The sequence below is a fragment of the Chromobacterium paludis genome (assembly GCF_008275125.1).
GTDB lineage: Bacteria > Pseudomonadota > Gammaproteobacteria > Burkholderiales > Chromobacteriaceae > Chromobacterium > Chromobacterium paludis.
The window spans coordinates 3,936,411-3,951,000 of sequence record NZ_CP043473.1 but is presented as its reverse complement, the minus strand read 5'-3'; the positions used below and the strand labels follow the sequence as shown (position 1 = coordinate 3,951,000).

At 65.1% G+C, this 14,590-nt stretch carries 18 protein-coding genes; 2 read left to right on the top strand and 16 right to left on the bottom strand.

Annotation, left to right across the window (positions count from 1 at the left end):
• Positions 1 to 103: 103 nt before the first annotated feature.
• A complete protein-coding gene (gene ltaE / locus FYK34_RS18720) occupies positions 104 to 1,132 on the bottom strand; it encodes a low-specificity L-threonine aldolase (protein WP_149299135.1) in 1,029 nt (342 codons plus the stop codon).
• Between the two features lie 13 nt (positions 1,133 to 1,145).
• The gene (locus FYK34_RS18715) at positions 1,146 to 1,751 is read right to left on the bottom strand and encodes a TetR/AcrR family transcriptional regulator (protein ID WP_149299133.1); all 606 of its coding nucleotides are present in this window, start codon (positions 1,749 to 1,751) and stop codon (positions 1,146 to 1,148) included.
• A gap of 100 nt (positions 1,752 to 1,851) precedes the next feature.
• Here FYK34_RS18715 and FYK34_RS18710 point away from each other — a divergent pair, with 100 nt between their 5' ends.
• Positions 1,852 to 2,187: a darcynin family protein gene (locus FYK34_RS18710; RefSeq protein ID WP_149299131.1), complete on the top strand. Its 336-nt coding sequence runs from the start codon at positions 1,852 to 1,854 to the stop codon at positions 2,185 to 2,187.
• A 118-nt stretch (positions 2,188 to 2,305) separates the two neighbouring features.
• Here the strand turns inward: FYK34_RS18710 and FYK34_RS18705 are convergent, their stop codons facing one another.
• Positions 2,306 to 2,530: a hypothetical protein gene (locus FYK34_RS18705; RefSeq protein ID WP_103901636.1), complete on the bottom strand. Its 225-nt coding sequence runs from the start codon at positions 2,528 to 2,530 to the stop codon at positions 2,306 to 2,308.
• Between the two features lie 274 nt (positions 2,531 to 2,804).
• Between FYK34_RS18705 and FYK34_RS18700 the strand changes: the two genes are divergently transcribed.
• Complete coding sequence (locus FYK34_RS18700) at positions 2,805 to 3,581, top strand: tRNA threonylcarbamoyladenosine dehydratase (protein ID WP_149299129.1); 777 nt, start codon at positions 2,805 to 2,807, stop codon at positions 3,579 to 3,581.
• Positions 3,582 to 3,663: 82 nt separating this feature from the next.
• On the opposite strand, the gene FYK34_RS18695 is transcribed toward FYK34_RS18700, so the two are convergent.
• The 13 genes from FYK34_RS18695 to FYK34_RS18635 form a co-directional block, all read right to left on the bottom strand.
• A complete protein-coding gene (locus FYK34_RS18695; protein WP_149299127.1) occupies positions 3,664 to 4,056 on the bottom strand; it encodes a VOC family protein in 393 nt (130 codons plus the stop codon).
• A complete protein-coding gene (locus FYK34_RS18690) occupies positions 4,053 to 4,493 on the bottom strand; it encodes an NUDIX hydrolase (RefSeq protein WP_149299125.1) in 441 nt (146 codons plus the stop codon). Before FYK34_RS18690 ends, FYK34_RS18695 begins: the two co-directional genes overlap by 4 nt.
• Positions 4,490 to 5,248 carry a CDP-diacylglycerol diphosphatase gene (locus tag FYK34_RS18685; protein WP_149299123.1) on the bottom strand — a complete coding sequence of 253 codons (759 nt, stop codon included), beginning with the start codon at positions 5,246 to 5,248 and terminating at the stop codon, positions 4,490 to 4,492. The genes FYK34_RS18690 and FYK34_RS18685 overlap by 4 nt, the downstream gene beginning before the upstream one ends.
• Before the next feature lie 17 nt (positions 5,249 to 5,265).
• A complete protein-coding gene (locus tag FYK34_RS18680; RefSeq protein WP_168209805.1) occupies positions 5,266 to 5,994 on the bottom strand; it encodes an SDR family NAD(P)-dependent oxidoreductase in 729 nt (242 codons plus the stop codon).
• 38 nt (positions 5,995 to 6,032) lie between these two features.
• Positions 6,033 to 6,920: a tetratricopeptide repeat protein gene (locus FYK34_RS18675; protein ID WP_168209804.1), complete on the bottom strand. Its 888-nt coding sequence runs from the start codon at positions 6,918 to 6,920 to the stop codon at positions 6,033 to 6,035.
• A gap of 65 nt (positions 6,921 to 6,985) precedes the next feature.
• A complete protein-coding gene (locus tag FYK34_RS18670; protein ID WP_149299120.1) occupies positions 6,986 to 7,318 on the bottom strand; it encodes a YbjQ family protein in 333 nt (110 codons plus the stop codon).
• Positions 7,319 to 7,380: 62 nt separating this feature from the next.
• Positions 7,381 to 8,091: a 2-phosphosulfolactate phosphatase gene (locus FYK34_RS18665; protein WP_149299119.1), complete on the bottom strand. Its 711-nt coding sequence runs from the start codon at positions 8,089 to 8,091 to the stop codon at positions 7,381 to 7,383.
• A gap of 212 nt (positions 8,092 to 8,303) precedes the next feature.
• The gene (locus FYK34_RS18660) at positions 8,304 to 8,726 is read right to left on the bottom strand and encodes a DUF3224 domain-containing protein (RefSeq protein WP_149299118.1); all 423 of its coding nucleotides are present in this window, start codon (positions 8,724 to 8,726) and stop codon (positions 8,304 to 8,306) included.
• Between the two features lie 86 nt (positions 8,727 to 8,812).
• On the bottom strand, positions 8,813 to 9,802 hold the full coding sequence (oppF, locus tag FYK34_RS18655; protein ID WP_149299116.1) for a murein tripeptide/oligopeptide ABC transporter ATP binding protein OppF: 990 nt from the start codon (positions 9,800 to 9,802) through the stop codon (positions 8,813 to 8,815).
• The gene (locus FYK34_RS18650) at positions 9,795 to 10,796 is read right to left on the bottom strand and encodes an oligopeptide/dipeptide ABC transporter ATP-binding protein (protein WP_149299114.1); all 1,002 of its coding nucleotides are present in this window, start codon (positions 10,794 to 10,796) and stop codon (positions 9,795 to 9,797) included. Before FYK34_RS18650 ends, oppF begins: the two co-directional genes overlap by 8 nt.
• A 23-nt stretch (positions 10,797 to 10,819) precedes the next feature.
• Positions 10,820 to 11,734 carry an ABC transporter permease subunit gene (locus FYK34_RS18645; protein ID WP_149299112.1) on the bottom strand — a complete coding sequence of 305 codons (915 nt, stop codon included), beginning with the start codon at positions 11,732 to 11,734 and terminating at the stop codon, positions 10,820 to 10,822.
• A gap of 14 nt (positions 11,735 to 11,748) precedes the next feature.
• Positions 11,749 to 12,669 carry an oligopeptide ABC transporter permease OppB gene (gene oppB / locus FYK34_RS18640; protein WP_149299110.1) on the bottom strand — a complete coding sequence of 307 codons (921 nt, stop codon included), beginning with the start codon at positions 12,667 to 12,669 and terminating at the stop codon, positions 11,749 to 11,751.
• A 142-nt stretch (positions 12,670 to 12,811) separates the two neighbouring features.
• Entirely contained in the window at positions 12,812 to 14,425 is a 1,614-nt protein-coding gene (locus FYK34_RS18635) for a peptide ABC transporter substrate-binding protein (RefSeq protein WP_149299108.1), read from the bottom strand.
• Positions 14,426 to 14,590: the final 165 nt, after the last annotated feature.

The following is a 14,590-nucleotide window of genomic DNA, read 5'->3' as shown; positions in this document are numbered from 1 at the left end:
AACGAGCGGCAGGTCGCAGCGGCCGCCTGCAACGCGAGCCCCTTCAAACGCATGCGGCCCGCTCCCGTTGCCCTGCCTAACGGTTATCGCCGCTGCGGCGCGATCAATCGCAAAGCACGCGCTGCATCACCTCCAGCAGGCGGTCGATGTCGGCGCGGCTGACCTGCCAATGGGTGACCAGGCGCATCATGCCCATGTGCGGCGGATTGGCCAGGAAGCCGGCCTCTTCCAGCGCGGCCATCAGTTCGGCAGAGTCTATCTCGGCGTTGAAGCGGAACCATACCAGGTTGATGTGGGTGTCGGCCGGGTTGATGTCCACGCAGGGCAGCTTGGCCAGGCCTTCGGCCAGATAGCGGGCGTTGGCGTGGTCTTCATGCAGGCGCGGCGCCATCTCGGTCAGCGCCAGAATGCCCGGCGCGGCCAGCACGCCGGCCTGGCGCAGGCCGCCGCCCATCAGCTTGCGCTTGCGGCGCGCCTGTTCGATGAAATCCTTGCGCCCGGCCAGCATGGAGCCCACCGGCGCGGCCAGTCCCTTGGACAGGCAGAACATCACGCTGTCCACGTGGTGGACCACTTCTCGCACGTCGCAGCCCAGGCTGGCGGCGGCGTTGAACACGCGCGCGCCGTCCAGATGCACCGGCACGCCGTATTCGCGCGCCAGCGCGGCGGTGTCGGCCATGGCGGCCAGCGGCAAGACGCGGCCGTTGCTGTGGGCGTTTTCCAGGCAGATCAGGCCGGTGCGCGGTTCGTGGATGTCGTCGCCGACGCGAATGCGGCGCTCGATCTGTTCCACCGCCATCAGGCCGTTGACGCCTTCGATGGTGCGCAGATGGGCGCCGGCGATCACCGCCGCCGCGCCGGCCTCGTGCCAGACGATGTGGCTGTTGTCCTCGACGATCACCTCGTCGCCGCGGCGGCAGTGGGTGAACAGGGCCAGCTGGTTGCCGAAGGTGCCGCTGGGCACGAACAGCGCGGCCTCCTTGCCCAGCGTGTCGGCGGCCAGCGCTTCCAGCTTCAGCACGGTGGGGTCGTCGCCGTAGCAATCGTCGCCCAGCGGGGCGTCGAACATGGCCTGGCGCATGGCCGGGGTCGGTTGGGTCACGGTGTCGCTGCGCAGGTCTATCCGCTGCATGTCTGGCTTCTCCTTAAGTGGCTTGCCGCGCCGGCAGGCCCAGGAAGCCTGCCAGCGCGTCGGTAATCGTGTGTTCCAGCGGCTCGGCCTCCGGCTCGCCGTCCAGCAGCAGGCCATGCGTCAGGCTGTCCGCCATGCGCAGCAGCGTGCCGGCTTTGGCCGGGTCCAGGCCGGATTCGGCCAGCCAGCCCGCTATCCGCGCGCGCAGCGCGGCGTCCAAGGGATTGCTGGCCGGCGGCTCGTCGAAGGCCGGCCATTCGCGCTCCAGCACCCGGTGCAGGCCCAGCTCGCGCCTATGCAGCGCCAACACGGCGTCCACCATGGCCGCCAGCCTGCCGCGCGGCGGCTGGCCGGCGCTTGCCGCCAGCGCATGATCCAGCGTCGCCAGCGTCCCTTCGCCATGGCGGCGATGCAGGGCGGCGACCAGCGCCTGCTTATTGGGAAAGTACTGGTAAAGCGAGCCGATGCCGACGCCGGCCTCCTCGGCGACGCGGTTGGTATTGAACGCGGCATAGCCGTCTCGCGCCAGAATGCGAGCCGCCGCCTCCAGGATGGCGGCCACGGCATGGCGGGAGCGGGCTTGGCGCGGCGCTTTGCGCGGCTGCGGAATCGTGGACATCGCTCAAGCTAAACACGAGTTTCCGCGCGCCGCAAGCCGCCTTACATTAAGCGCTGAGCGGAGCCGGCCCGCCCAGTCCTTTTCCCTACTGGAACCCATCATGTCCAAGACCATGACTTTCTTCGCGCTGCTGCGCGTCCACCCCAACTGGCTGCGGCTGAGTCGGCCGGAACGCAGCCGCTTTGAGGAAGATACGCTGAAGCCCATCTATGCGCGCTATCCCGAGGTGCGCATGCGCTGGTTCGACGCCGAGGCCTTCACCACGCGCTGCAGCGATGTGGCGATGTTCGAGACCGAGTCGGTGCCGGCTTTCTACTATCTGATAGACGCGCTGCGCGACAGCAAGGTGGTGACCGAACCCTATTTCGAGTTCGTCGACATCATCCCGGCGGTGGAGGAAGGCTTCCGCGATTACGACGCGCAGCTGGCGCGCTGAAAAACCGACGGCGGCCGCTGGGGCCGCCGTTTTCGCTTGCGCTCGCGCGCGCAGGTGGGGAACCTGGATGAGCCGGCCGAACCGGCGGGAGAATCAACGGATTGTCAGCAAAAAGCGCTTAATGGATGCGATAGGATTGGCGGATGGCGTCGGCCTGGCGTTCAGCTTTCTGGATGTCGGGCCCGCCCATCGAGATGTCCGCGCCGCAAGCGCAGCGCAAGGCATGATCGGGTAGCAGGGTCTTCAGATGCATCCGGGTCTCGCGCCCGCACTCCTCGCAGGCGATCACCACGGTGGCGTTGTAGTGCTTGTCCAAATCAATATCGAATCTTTGCTGCTTCATCGGACATCTCCCTAGAACTGAGAGTTGGCCGGCAGAGGAATCGCCTAACGCCATTCTTGCCGGTCCCGCAACACGCGCCGGAAAATCCTGACGCGTAATCATCAAGATACGGCCAATCGAAAAAGGTTCCAATCAATCAAGACCTTGGATTGTAAAAAAATCTTCACGCCGGCCAGAAACGCCACAGCGCCGCCCGGAAACGACAAGGGGGCTGGCATGGCGGCGGCAGCTTGGTTATCCTTGGCCGTTTTTTTCCGCGCCCAGGTAAGACCCGATGGACCACACTGCCGATCTAGACCGCCGCTTCGGCGGCATTGCCCGCCTCTACGGCGACGACGCGCTCTCGCGCTTCCGCCGCGCCCATGTCTGCGTGGTGGGCGTGGGCGGCGTCGGCTCTTGGGTGGTGGAGGCGCTGGCGCGCAGCGCCATCGGCAAGCTCACGCTGATAGACCTGGACAATGTGGCCGAGTCCAACACCAACCGCCAGCTGCCGGCGCTGGACCCGCTGTACGGCATGGCCAAGGTGACGGCGCTGGCGGCGCGCGTGAAAGCGATCAACCCGGCCTGCGAGGTGGTGGAGATAGAAGACTTCGTCACCGAAGAGAATATGGACGCCATGCTGGGCCAGAGCTACGACTACATCGTGGACTGCATAGACAGCCTGAAGGTGAAGACGGCGATGGCGGCCTGGTGCGCCCGCAAGCGCCAGCGCTTCATCGTGTCCGGCGGCGCCGGCGGCCAGATGGACCCGAGCCAAATCAAGCTGGCGGACCTGTCCGAAGTGACCCAGGACCCGCTGTTGTCCAAGCTGCGCTACAACCTGCGCCGCCATCACGGCTTTGCCCGCGACGGCAAGAAAATGGGCGTGCCCTGCGTCTATTCGACGGAGCAACTGGTCTACCCGCAGGCCCAGGCCTGCGACGCCGGCGAGGCGCGCGGGCCGCAGGGCTTGTCCTGCGCCGGCTTCGGCGCCGGCATGGTGGTGACGGCCAGCTTCGGCCTGTTCGCCGCGTCGCGGGTGCTGACGGATTTGGCGAAGGGCAAGAAATAAGTCGGCTGCAACGCCTATCCGCAATCTTTGGGGACCCTATCCGCGCAGCGGATTCAACACTCGCAAACTCTCAAGCAAGCGCTCAGCCCTTACGCTGAATCAAATCCCACTGATTGCCGCACAGGTCGCGGAACACCGCCACCGTGCCGTAGTCCTGCTCCAGCGGCGGGCGGGTGAACTCCACGCCGGCCGCGCGGTAGCGCTCGTAGTCGCGCCAGAAATCATCGGTATTCAAAAACAGCCACACCCGGCCGCCGGCCTGATTGCCTATGGCCGCGCGCTGGACCTCGCTGCTGGCCCGGGCCAGCAGCAGGCTGGCGGCCGAGCCCGGCGGCGTCACCACCACCCAGCGCTTGTCCTGCTCGGCCTGGTAGCTGTCCTCGGTCAATTCGAACCCCAGCTTGCCGACGAAAAACGCGATGGCCTCGTCGTAATCGGCCACCACCAGCGACACCAGCGCCAGACTCTGCTTCATATCCGCTCCTTCTCGCCCGGCGCTAGCGGCGGCGGAACATCCGCCAGCCTGCGCCGCGCCTCGGCCAGGGCGCGATGATACAGCGGATGGCTGTCCGCCGGCGCGGCCGCCGTCAGAGGATGCCAGAAGAAATTCAGCTGCAGCCCGCCGTCGTCGGCGCAAAAATGCGTCCAGGCCTGGGGCAAAAGCGCGTCGACCTCGCACAAAGTGAAGGACCAACGCTGACCCTGGTAGCCGGACGCCCATTCGCCCAGATCGCGCGTCGCGCGGGCATGGCGGATGCCGGCCTCTTCCGATAATTCGCGCAAGGCTGCCTCCGCCGCGCCCTCCCCCGGCTCTATCGTGCCTTTGACCAGCTGGCAGCCGGCCAAGGGATGGCGGAACCAAAGCAGTTTGCCGTCTTGCAGCAGCAGCGGGCAAGCCTTGTTGGCGCTCATGGCTGCAGAATCCTGCAATCGTGGTCCTGCAGCTCCTCGGCCGAGGCCCGGTTGGCCGTCAGGATGTCGGCGCGGGTGGCCAGCAGGACGAAGCCGTCTCCATCCGTGAAGCTCGCCGGCAGCAATGCCAGGCCGTAGCGGTCCATTTCCTCGCGCGCGCCGGGCAAGCCGTCGGCCAGCAGGCGGAACGGATCGGCGGCCGGATTGCCGTCGGCGTCGGCATCGACGCGGCGCGCCCAGTAGGCGTGGCCCTTCAGCTCCACCGGCAGCTGCCGCCAGGCCGTTCCCAGGCTGTCGTCCACATCGTCCACTTGCTGCCGCACCGTGCGGTCCACGCAGGAAATATGAATGTGCAGCTGGTTCTGCGTGCGCCCGTATGGCGAATTGATGGCCAACGACACCGCGCGCCGCGGCAAGGGCGCGCCGCGCTTGGCGTCCATGAAGCTGCGCGCCAGCCAGGCCTCGCGCCAATAGGCCGGCGCGTCGGCGCGCAGCAGCAAGGGGCTTTCGATGCCGCTGACGCGGCTGGTGGGGATCAGCAGGTATTGCAGCGCGCCGTGGATGTCCTTCAGCACCGCCACGCCTTGCGGCAGCTTCACTTCGGCGCAAGGCGCCGGCTGCCCCTTGGCCTGCTGGTCCGGCACGCATTGCTCGCCGACGATGCGCCACAGCGCGTCGCTGTCGGCCGCGTAATAGGCCAGGCCGGGCAACAGCAGCGCGGACAGGCAGAGGGCCTGCAGGAGTCGTTTCTTCATCTTGGGCTGTCGAACCATCAAAATTGCACCAGCGGGCTGGAGCCGCCGTCCACATACCAGTTGGCGCCGGAAACGAAGCTGGCGGCCGGACTGAGCAGGAAGGCCGCCACACGCGCCACTTCCTCCGGCGCGGCGAAGCGGCCCAGCGGATATTCGGCCAGCCGCCTCTGATACTCATCGGGCGCATCGTGTTTCAACTTGTCCCACAGGCCGCCGGGAAACTCGGTGGCGCCAGGCGAGACGGTGTTCACTCGCACCGCGGGCAACAGCCGGCAGGACAGGCTTTTCATGTAATGCGCCATCGCCGCCTTGGCCGCGCCATAGCCCTCGGCCTGCGGCATGGGCAAGGACGCCGACACCGAGCCGATATAACAAATGGCAGCGCTGGAGGCGCGCAGCAGATACGGCTCCGCCTCCTCCATCAGCGCCAGGGTGGCCTCCATATCGGTGGCGATGGACTCCCGCCAGCCGCCGCTGAGCGCGCTGACATTGGCCACCAGGCCGTCAAAAGCGCCGATGTCCCGCAACCAGGCCTGCAGGGCCGGCCTATCCCGCGCGTCCAGCGCGCGGCCGCGCACCCGCCACTCGCAAGGCAGCGCGCTGAGGAAGGCGTCCAACCGCGCGCCATCACGCGCGCAACAGAACACTTCCGCGCCTTCCTCCGCCAGCGTTTTGACGATGGCCGCGCCTATGCCGGCCGAGCCGCCGGTCACCACGATGCGCTTGCCCCGCAATTGCAAGTCCATAGCCTCTCCTTCATCCATCATGAGCGCGGCGCCCATGCTCATTGCGACGCCCCCGCCTGCCGGCGCAGCGTTGCATAATGGTCGGCCAGCGTGCCGTCGCCGCGCTCGCGATACAGCTTGGCCAGCTCGTCGAAGACGTCGGGATCCGGATCGCCCGCCGCGGCGTTTTCCTTTTCCAGGCGCAGCTGTATGGCCAGGGCCTCGTCCTGCCGTTTCATGGCATGCAAGGTCCAGGCCACCATCCACCATGCCACGCGGGTGGCGGCGGCATCGCGGCCCTGCCGGCGCAGGGCGAGCGCCTGCTGGAACTCGTCCAAGGCCTGGGGGTAATCGCCCTGCTGATACAGCACATAGCCGATGTTGTTGCGCAGGCTGGCCCGCCATTTTTGAGCGGCCGGCTGGCTGGAGGTTTCGGCCAGCCGCAAGGCCTCGCGGTTCCAGCGCAATTGCGCCGGCGTATCGGTCTCCACCAGCGCCAGCATGTGCAAGGAGTCTATCGACAGCGCGTCCAGCCCGCCACGCCGCGCCAGCCCGTCCGCCTGCAGATAGGCGGCGCGCGCCTGCCGCCGCGCGTCGTCTGTCAGCTGGTCCTGAGGATGGGTGGCGGATACCCAGCTGCGGCCCCATTCCAGCCAATAACGCGCCTGCGCCTCCAGGCTGGCGCCGGCCAGGCGCGGTTGAATGGCGGAGAGCAGCGCGCGCGTTTGCTTGAAGTCTTGGCGCAAGCCATAGCTGCGCGCGATCTGGGTTTGCAAGATCAGGAAGTCGTCGGGCCCGGCCGTCGCCTGGGCGGCGCGGAAGCGCTGCTCGCTGAGTGCGGGGCGATTGAAATCCCAAAGCGGGTTCCAATCCAGGGCGGCGGCCTCGGCGCTCCAAACCAGGAGCGCGCACACCAGCGCCTGTGAGACAACGCGAATGGCGGACATGACGATGTGGAAAAGCCGAAGAAAACGGCCATTCTCCATCATGCCAAAAGCATTGGCAATGCGAACTACAGCGGCTCCACCCGCACCGCCGTGCCGTAACACAGCACCTCGGTCAAGCCGGCCATCACGTCGGTGGCGTCGTAGCGCATGCCGACCACGGCGTTGGCGCCCAGCGCCGCCGCGTGATCGCACATCAGGGCATAGGTTTCCGAACGCGCCTGCTCGCACAGGCTGGTATAGATGGTGATATTGCCGCCGAACAGCGACTGCAGGCCGCCGAAGAAATTGCCGACGATGGAGCGCGAGCGCACGGTGATGCCGCGCACCACGCCCAGGTTGGCGGTGATGCGGTAGCCGGGCAAGTCAAAGGCGGTGGTGATCATTTTGGCGGGCAGCATAGGGCTCTCCAAGTGCCGCCCTGAATAGGCGGCCTGCCTCATGATAACCGGATACGCCGGCGTCAGGCCGGGCGATATTCGCCGTTGCGCAGCACAGGCACGCAGCGGCTGACGTTCAGCTGGGCCGCCAGCGTGATGTCTTCCGGAAAACCGCGCTCGGTCAGCTCGCAGGCCGACAAGCTATGGCCCAATTGCTGCTCGATATCGTTGCAGGCCAACACAAAAGCCGCTTCCGCGGCCAGCGCCTCCGGCGATTTGCTCCCGGTCAGCCCATGAATGATGGCGCCGGCGCCCAGGAAGTCTTCATAGGCAAAGCGCAGTTGGCCGTCTGCGTCCAGCTCGCCGGCCGCGATCAGCAGCACCGATCCGCCCAGGGCTTTCAGATGGCTGGCGACGGCGGCGGCATTGCGCAGGCAGCCGGCGATGGTCTGGGCCGACGCGCTGGCCAGGCTGACCGCCGCGCCATTGGGCGAAGGCAACACCAGCCGGCTGCCAAAGGCCAGCCGCTGCAGCGAAGTGGGCGACAAGGAGGGCCGGATGCGGCTGCGCTTACCTGCCAGCAGCGCCTGATGGCTATCCGCGTAGTCCTGCGCGCCGTCGTCCTTGAGCCGGTAAGGCAGCACCACCGCGCCGTTGCCGCAGGCCACATCGACGCAGGTGCTGAAAGACAGCACATCAATGACGACGCAGCTGTCCGCCTGCGGGCTCAACGCTCGCGCCGCCTCTTGTCCCCACTGCAGCCGCACTGTGAATTCTTGTTGTTCGTGTGGCATTCTTTATCCCTGAAAAACAGAAACCGCCAGCACGGGCTGGCGGCGTTTCGGAACGGATGCGGCGAAGCAGAAAGACGCGCCGCGCTTTCCCGTCCGACGCGACCGTCACAATCGGAAAGGTCTTGAGAATAACCATTTGACGGCCTAACGCAAAGCGGTTCGCGAAGCTTGGCGACAAATCGCCCCGCATTCGCCGCTCAAGCGCGGGGAAATCACAACAGTTTCAGCGTCAGCCTATATTCTCCGCCATGTTCGCCGGCATTGGCCACGAGCTGTCCCTCGCCGCGCAGCGAGATGAAATCCCCGCTGCCGCTGCCCGGCACCACCGTCAGGCTGCCATTGGCGCCGGATACCTGGGAGTACACGCCATCATGGCGCAGCACGAAGCTGCCCTGCAGATCGCCCCAGCTCGCCACCACTTGCTCGAAGCCGGTGAAGACCACGTCGCCGCCTTCCTTGACCGGATACATCAGCTGGTACTCCAGCCGGCCTTCGCCTTGCAGCGGCCCGCTCAGTTCATTGACGATGCTGGCGCGCTTCAGTTCACTGCCGCCCTCCGTCTGTTGCATGACCTGCTCCTGCCATTGCGTGGTGCGGAAGGTGCTGGCCAGCGCGACTGCCGTGTGGTTGCTCATTGTTAGCTCTCCTTGGGGGATACTTCAGCATATAACAGCCTGCTATGAAAAACGCCGCCTGACGGCGGCGGTTGACTGAAGACAAATCAGGCAAGCAAGCAGGAGGACTGCGTCTCCTGGCTGAGGCGGCGCAGCTTGGGCGCCTCCTCGGCGCAGCGGGCCTCCGCCAGCGGACAGCGCGTGCGGAACACGCAGCCGGACGGCGGGTTGATCGGGCTGGGCAGATCGCCTTGCAGGATCTGGATCACCTTGTTCTTTTCCAGCTTCGGATCCGGGATGGGGATAGCCGACAGCAGAGCGCGCGTATACGGGTGCGAAGGCACGTCGTACAGCGCGTGCTTCTGCGCCAACTCCATCTCGCGGCCCAGATACATCACCAGGATGCGGTCGGAGATGTGCTTCACCACGGCCAGGTCGTGCGCGATGAAGATCAGCGCCAGGCCCATCTCGCGCTGCAGCTCCTTCAAGAGGTTGATGATCTGCGCCTGGATGGACACGTCCAGCGCCGACACCGGCTCATCGCAGATGATCAGCTTGGGTTCCAGGATCAGCGCGCGGGCGATGCCGATGCGCTGGCACTGGCCGCCGGAGAATTCGTGCGGATAGCGGTTGATCATCTGCTCGCGCAGGCCGACGCGCTTCATGATCGCCTTGACGCGCTTCATCACCTCTTCCGAGGACAGCTCCGGCTTGTGCACGCGCAGCGGCTCGCCGATGATCTGGGCGATGGTCATGCGCGGGTTCAAGGACGCCAGCGGATCCTGGAAGATCATCTGGATGTCCTTGCGCACGTTCAGCCAATCCTTGGCGCTGCCTTTGCGCAGGTCCTTGCCCATCCACACGATCTCGCCGGCGGTGGCCGGGATCAGGTTCAGGATGGCGCGGGACAAGGTGGACTTGCCGCAGCCGGATTCGCCCACCACGCCCAGCGTTTCGCCGGGGTAGAGGTCGAAGCTGACGCCGTCCACCGCCTTCAGCGTTTTCTTGGGGCTCCACGGCCAGGCGTCGCCGCCCTTGACCTGGAAGTGCACCTTGACGTTGCGCACCGACAGCAGCGCTTGCTTGTTCTCAGCCATGAGTCACCTCCGCGGCGGCTTGTACCAGTTCTTCCGCCGGTTTGTGGCAGGCGCGCAGAATCTGCGGATTGAGCGTGCTGCTCGCCAGATGCGGCAGCTCGGCGGCGCAGCGGGCGCTGGCATGGGCGCAGCGCTCGCTGAACGGACAGCCCTTGGGCATGTGCGCCATGTTCGGCGGATTGCCCGGGATGCTGACCAGCTCGGAACCGTCGTGGTCCAGGCGCGGCAGGGCGCCCAGCAGGCCGATGGTGTAGGGATGGCTCGGATGATAGAAGATGTTGTCCGCCTGGCCGTATTCCATCGCCCGGCCGCCGTACATCACCAGCACGTTTTCGCACAGGCCGGCCACCACGCCCAGGTCGTGGGTGATCATGATGATGGCGGTGCCGAAATCGCGCTGCAGCTCCTTCAGCAGGGTCAGGATCTGCGCCTGCACCGTCACGTCCAGCGCGGTGGTGGGTTCGTCGGCGATCAGCAGCTCCGGCTCGCACAACAGGGCCATGGCGATCATCACCCGCTGGCGCATGCCGCCGGAAAACTCGTGCGGATACATATTGATGCGGCGCGCCGCCTCGGGGATGCGCACCGCGTCCAGCAGCTCGATCGCGCGCTTTTTCGCGTCGCGGCGGCTCATGCCCTTGTGCTGCTCCAGCACTTCGGTCATCTGCCGCTCCACCGTCAGATACGGGTTCAGCGAGGTCATCGGGTCCTGGAAAATCATGGACACGCGGTCGCCGCGGATCTTGTTCAGCTCGGCCGTCGGCAGCGCCAGCAGGTTTTGGCCGTGGAACAGCGCTTCGCCCGTGGCCTTGCCGTTCTTGGCCAGAAGGCCCATCAGCGCCAGCATGGTCTGGCTCTTGCCGGAGCCGGACTCGCCGACGATGCCCAGGGTCTGGCCCGGGTTCAGTTCGAAGCTCACGCCGTTGACGGCGTTGACCACGCCGTCGTTGGTCTGGAATTGAACCCCGAGATTATTGACTTTCAAAATGCTCATGTCTTGCCTCGTCTATCCTGGGGTCAGCGGTCTTTCGGGTCCAGCGCGTCGCGCAGGCCGTCGCCGATGTAGTTGGCGCAATAAAGCGTCAGGGACAGCATGCCGGCCGGGAACAGCAGAATCCACGGCGTGGTGTCCATCACGCCGGCGCCGTCCTGGATCAGCACGCCCCAGCTGGTCATCGGCTCTTGCACGCCCAGGCCCAGGAAGGACAGCACGGATTCGGTCAGGATCACGCCCGGCACCGTCACCGTGGTGTAGATCACCACGATGCCCAGCAGATTGGGCACGATGTGGCGGAAGATGATGGTGGGGGTGGACACGCCAATCGCATGCGCCGCCTCCACATATTCCTTGGACTTGATCGCCAGGGTCTGGCCGCGCACCACGCGCGCCATGTCCATCCACGAGAACACGGTGATGGTCAGCACCACCAGGTAGAAGTCGCGGCCCAGCAGCGTCACCATCAGGATGGCGATCAGCAGGTAGGGCACGGCGTACATCATGTCCACGATGCGCATCATCAGCGAATCGACCTTGCCGCCCAGGAAGCCGGCGGTGGCGCCCCAGACGATGCCGAGGATCACCGAGGCGATGGTGGCCAGCGCGCCGACCATCAGCGAGATGCGGCCGCCCATCAGGCAGCGCACCAGCAGGTCGCGGCCCAGCGCGTCGGTGCCGAACAAGTGCATATTATGCAGCGTCGGCGCTTCGCTCATGGCGTCCCAATCGGTGTCGGCATAGCCGTTGGACAGCAGCATGGGCCCGAAAATACAGGCCAAGGTGATCAGGGTCAGCAGCACCAGGCTGACCACGGCGGCCTTGTTGCGGAAGAAGCGGACGCGGGCGTCGCGCCACAGGCTGCGGCCTTCCATCGTGGCTTCGTTCAGGCCCGTCTCCACTGCCGCCACGGCGGCGGCTTGTTTGCTCTTTATCATTTTCCCGCGCCCCCTCAGTAGCGGATCTTCGGATCGAGCAAGGCGTAGGCCAGGTCGACGAGGAGGTTGAACACCACGGTGATCACCGTCACCAGCACCACCAGGCCCAACACCAGCGTGTAGTCGCGGTTGGACGCGCCGTTGACGATCAGCTTGCCGAGGCCCGGCAGGTTGAACACGGTCTCGGTGACCACGGCGGAGGTGATGGACGAAATGGCCAGCGGACCGATCACCGACACCACCGGCATCAACGCCGGCTTCAGCGCGTGGCGCAGCACGATCACGCGCAGCGGCAGGCCCTTGGCGCGCGCGGTGCGGATGAAGTTGCTGTTCAGCACTTCGATCAGGCTGCCGCGCATCACGCGGCCTATGGTGGACACGTTGATGAACACCAGCAGCGAAATCGGCAGAATCATGAATTTCAGCTTGAAGCTGTCCCAACCGCCGGCCGGCATCCACGGCAGCCAGATGGCGAAGATCATCACCAGCACCGGCCCCAGCACGAAGGAGGGGAAGGCGCCGCCGACGTTGCCGAACAGCATCACCAGGTAGTCGACCATGCTGTTCTGGCGCAGCGCGGCGATAGTGCCGAGCGCGACGCCGATGACCAGCGAAATCAGGATGGCGCCGCCGCCTATGGTGGCGGAAACCGGCAGAGCCTTGCTCACCAGGTCATTGACGCTCCAGTCCGCGTAACGGAACGACGCGCCCAGGTCGCCGTGCAGCAGGCTGTTCAGGTAATAGAGGTACTGCTTCCACAGGGGCATGTCGAGGTGATACTTGGCCTGCAGATTGGCCAACACCGCCTCGGACACCTTGCGTTCGGTATCGAACGGGCCGCCCGGCGTCATGTGCAGCAACAGGTAGCAGACGGTGATCACCGCCAGCAGGGTGGGAATCGTCGCCAGGATGCGACGGAAAGTATAAGACCACATAGCAAACTCCGATGGTCGGCACAAGACGCGGCCGCGCGGGCACGCGCCTTGGCCGCCGATCTACATCGCAAGCCGGATGGCCGCCAAGCGGACATCCGGCTCTCGTTCATGCCGGCGCGAACGCCGGCCCTGCGCATCAGGCTTAGTGGGCGATGATGTACAGATCCTTGCCTTGATAGCGGTCCATCGGGCTCTTGCCGTAGCCGCCGACGTAGGACTTCACCAGACGCGGCGCGGTGTATTGCAGCAGCGGCAGCATCGGGTAGTCGTCCATGATCATCTTCACGGCCTGGGTGAACAGCTGCTTGCGCTTGCCGGCATCCGTGGTCTGGTTGCCTTGCTTGATCAGCTCTTCGGCCTTCGGATTGCAGTTGCCGTTGTCGTTTTGATCGTTATTGCACTGCACCAGCGCCAGGAAGGTGGTGGCGTCGTTGTAGTCGGCGTTCCAGCCGTTGCGGGCGATCTGGTAGTCGCCGTCATGACGCTTCTTCAGCAGCACCTTGAACTCCAGGCTTTCCAGCTCGGTGTTCAGGCCCAGCTTGGACTTCCACTCGGACGCGGCGAAGATGGCCATCTTCTTGTGGTAGTCGTTGGTGTTGTAGGTGAACTTGATCTTGGTGCCCGGCTTCACGCCCGCTTCGGCCAGCAGCTTCTTGGCCTCGGCGACGCGCTTGGCCATCGGCCATTTCACCCAGTCGTAAGTGGAGGCGTCGGCGCCGGAGATGCCGTGCACCATCACGCTATAGGCCGGGTTCTGACCATCGGCGGTGACCTTCTTGGCCAGGATGTCGCGGTCGATCACCATGGACAGCGCCTTGCGCACGCGCACGTCCTTCAGCAGCGGGTCCTTGTTATTGAAGGAGTAGTAACGCAGGCCCAGGAATTCGGCGTTGCGGATTTCCTTCGGATACTTGGCCTTGTACATCTCGTAGGTGCCCGGGGGCAGCTGCTGCACGAAGTCGTTCTGGCCGGACTCATACAGTTTGATGTCGGCGTTGGTGTCTTCGATCGGCAGATAGGTGATCTTGGTCAGCTGAACGTTCTTGGCGTCCCAGTAGTCGGGGTTCTTCACCGCAACGACCTTGCTGTTGACTTGCCAGTCCTTCAGTTCGAAGGCGCCGTTGCTGACCATCTTGCCCGGCTTCACCCAGTCCTTGCCATACTTGTCGATGGTGGCCTTGGGCAGCGGCGCCAGCTGGGTATTGGTCACCAGCGAGGGCATGAACAGCACCGGATACGGCGTCTTCACTTCCAGGGTGTATTTGTCGAGAGCCTTCACGCCCAGAGCGCTGACCGGCTTCTTGCCTTCGGCGATTTCCTTGCCGTTGACGATGAAGATGCCATAGGTGGTGGCATACGGGGAGGCGGTCTTCGGGTCAACGAAGCGCTGCCAGCCGTAGACGAAATCGCCGGCGGTGACCGGGCTGCCATCGGACCACTTGGCGTTCTTGCGCAGGTGGAAGACCCAGGTGGTCGGATCGGTCTGCTTCCAGCTCTCGGCCACGCCCGGCTCGATCTTGCCGTAGGCGTCCTGACGGGTCAGGCCTTCGAACAGGTCGGCGGTGATGGTGTTGGCCGGCACGGATTCAGCCACGACCGGGTCCAGGGTTTCCGGTTCAGAGCCGGTGTTGCGGGTCAGCTCCTGCTTGGCGGCCAGTTTGACGCCGGCGGGAACGTGGGCGGCCAGGGCGGCACCGGAAGCCAGCGCCAGCGCCACGGCGCCGGCAATCACCTTCAGCGATTTGGGGTTCGTCATCTTCTACTCTCCTTGTTCTGTCTCGACTCGCGCTTGACGGGCCGGCAAATTTTTTTCACTCGATTGTATCCAGAGTGGGTGGCTGATTATGCGCCGAGGTTTTTGAATACTTCAAGCCCCCGATCACGCAATATTCCATTCATTTTCCTCAACATGCAAAGTTTC

Coding starts and splice junctions, on each gene's coding strand:
- FYK34_RS18635 (WP_149299108.1), bottom strand. CDS start 14,425: ATGACGAACCCCAAATCGCTGAAGGTGATTGCCGGCGCCGTGGCGCTG.
- FYK34_RS18670 (WP_149299120.1), bottom strand. CDS start 7,318: ATGCTGCCCGCCAAAATGATCACCACCGCCTTTGACTTGCCCGGCTAC.
- oppB (WP_149299110.1), bottom strand. CDS start 12,669: ATGTGGTCTTATACTTTCCGTCGCATCCTGGCGACGATTCCCACCCTG.
- FYK34_RS18685 (WP_149299123.1), bottom strand. CDS start 5,248: ATGAAGAAACGACTCCTGCAGGCCCTCTGCCTGTCCGCGCTGCTGTTG.
- FYK34_RS18665 (WP_149299119.1), bottom strand. CDS start 8,091: ATGCCACACGAACAACAAGAATTCACAGTGCGGCTGCAGTGGGGACAA.
- FYK34_RS18680 (WP_168209805.1), bottom strand. CDS start 5,994: ATGGACTTGCAATTGCGGGGCAAGCGCATCGTGGTGACCGGCGGCTCG.
- ltaE (WP_149299135.1), bottom strand. CDS start 1,132: ATGCAGCGGATAGACCTGCGCAGCGACACCGTGACCCAACCGACCCCG.
- FYK34_RS18690 (WP_149299125.1), bottom strand. CDS start 4,493: ATGAGCGCCAACAAGGCTTGCCCGCTGCTGCTGCAAGACGGCAAACTG.
- oppF (WP_149299116.1), bottom strand. CDS start 9,802: ATGGCTGAGAACAAGCAAGCGCTGCTGTCGGTGCGCAACGTCAAGGTG.
- FYK34_RS18715 (WP_149299133.1), bottom strand. CDS start 1,751: ATGTCCACGATTCCGCAGCCGCGCAAAGCGCCGCGCCAAGCCCGCTCC.
- FYK34_RS18700 (WP_149299129.1), top strand. CDS start 2,805: ATGGACCACACTGCCGATCTAGACCGCCGCTTCGGCGGCATTGCCCGC.
- FYK34_RS18660 (WP_149299118.1), bottom strand. CDS start 8,726: ATGAGCAACCACACGGCAGTCGCGCTGGCCAGCACCTTCCGCACCACG.
- FYK34_RS18710 (WP_149299131.1), top strand. CDS start 1,852: ATGTCCAAGACCATGACTTTCTTCGCGCTGCTGCGCGTCCACCCCAAC.
- FYK34_RS18645 (WP_149299112.1), bottom strand. CDS start 11,734: ATGATAAAGAGCAAACAAGCCGCCGCCGTGGCGGCAGTGGAGACGGGC.
- FYK34_RS18695 (WP_149299127.1), bottom strand. CDS start 4,056: ATGAAGCAGAGTCTGGCGCTGGTGTCGCTGGTGGTGGCCGATTACGAC.
- FYK34_RS18705 (WP_103901636.1), bottom strand. CDS start 2,530: ATGAAGCAGCAAAGATTCGATATTGATTTGGACAAGCACTACAACGCC.
- FYK34_RS18650 (WP_149299114.1), bottom strand. CDS start 10,796: ATGAGCATTTTGAAAGTCAATAATCTCGGGGTTCAATTCCAGACCAAC.
- FYK34_RS18675 (WP_168209804.1), bottom strand. CDS start 6,920: ATGTCCGCCATTCGCGTTGTCTCACAGGCGCTGGTGTGCGCGCTCCTG.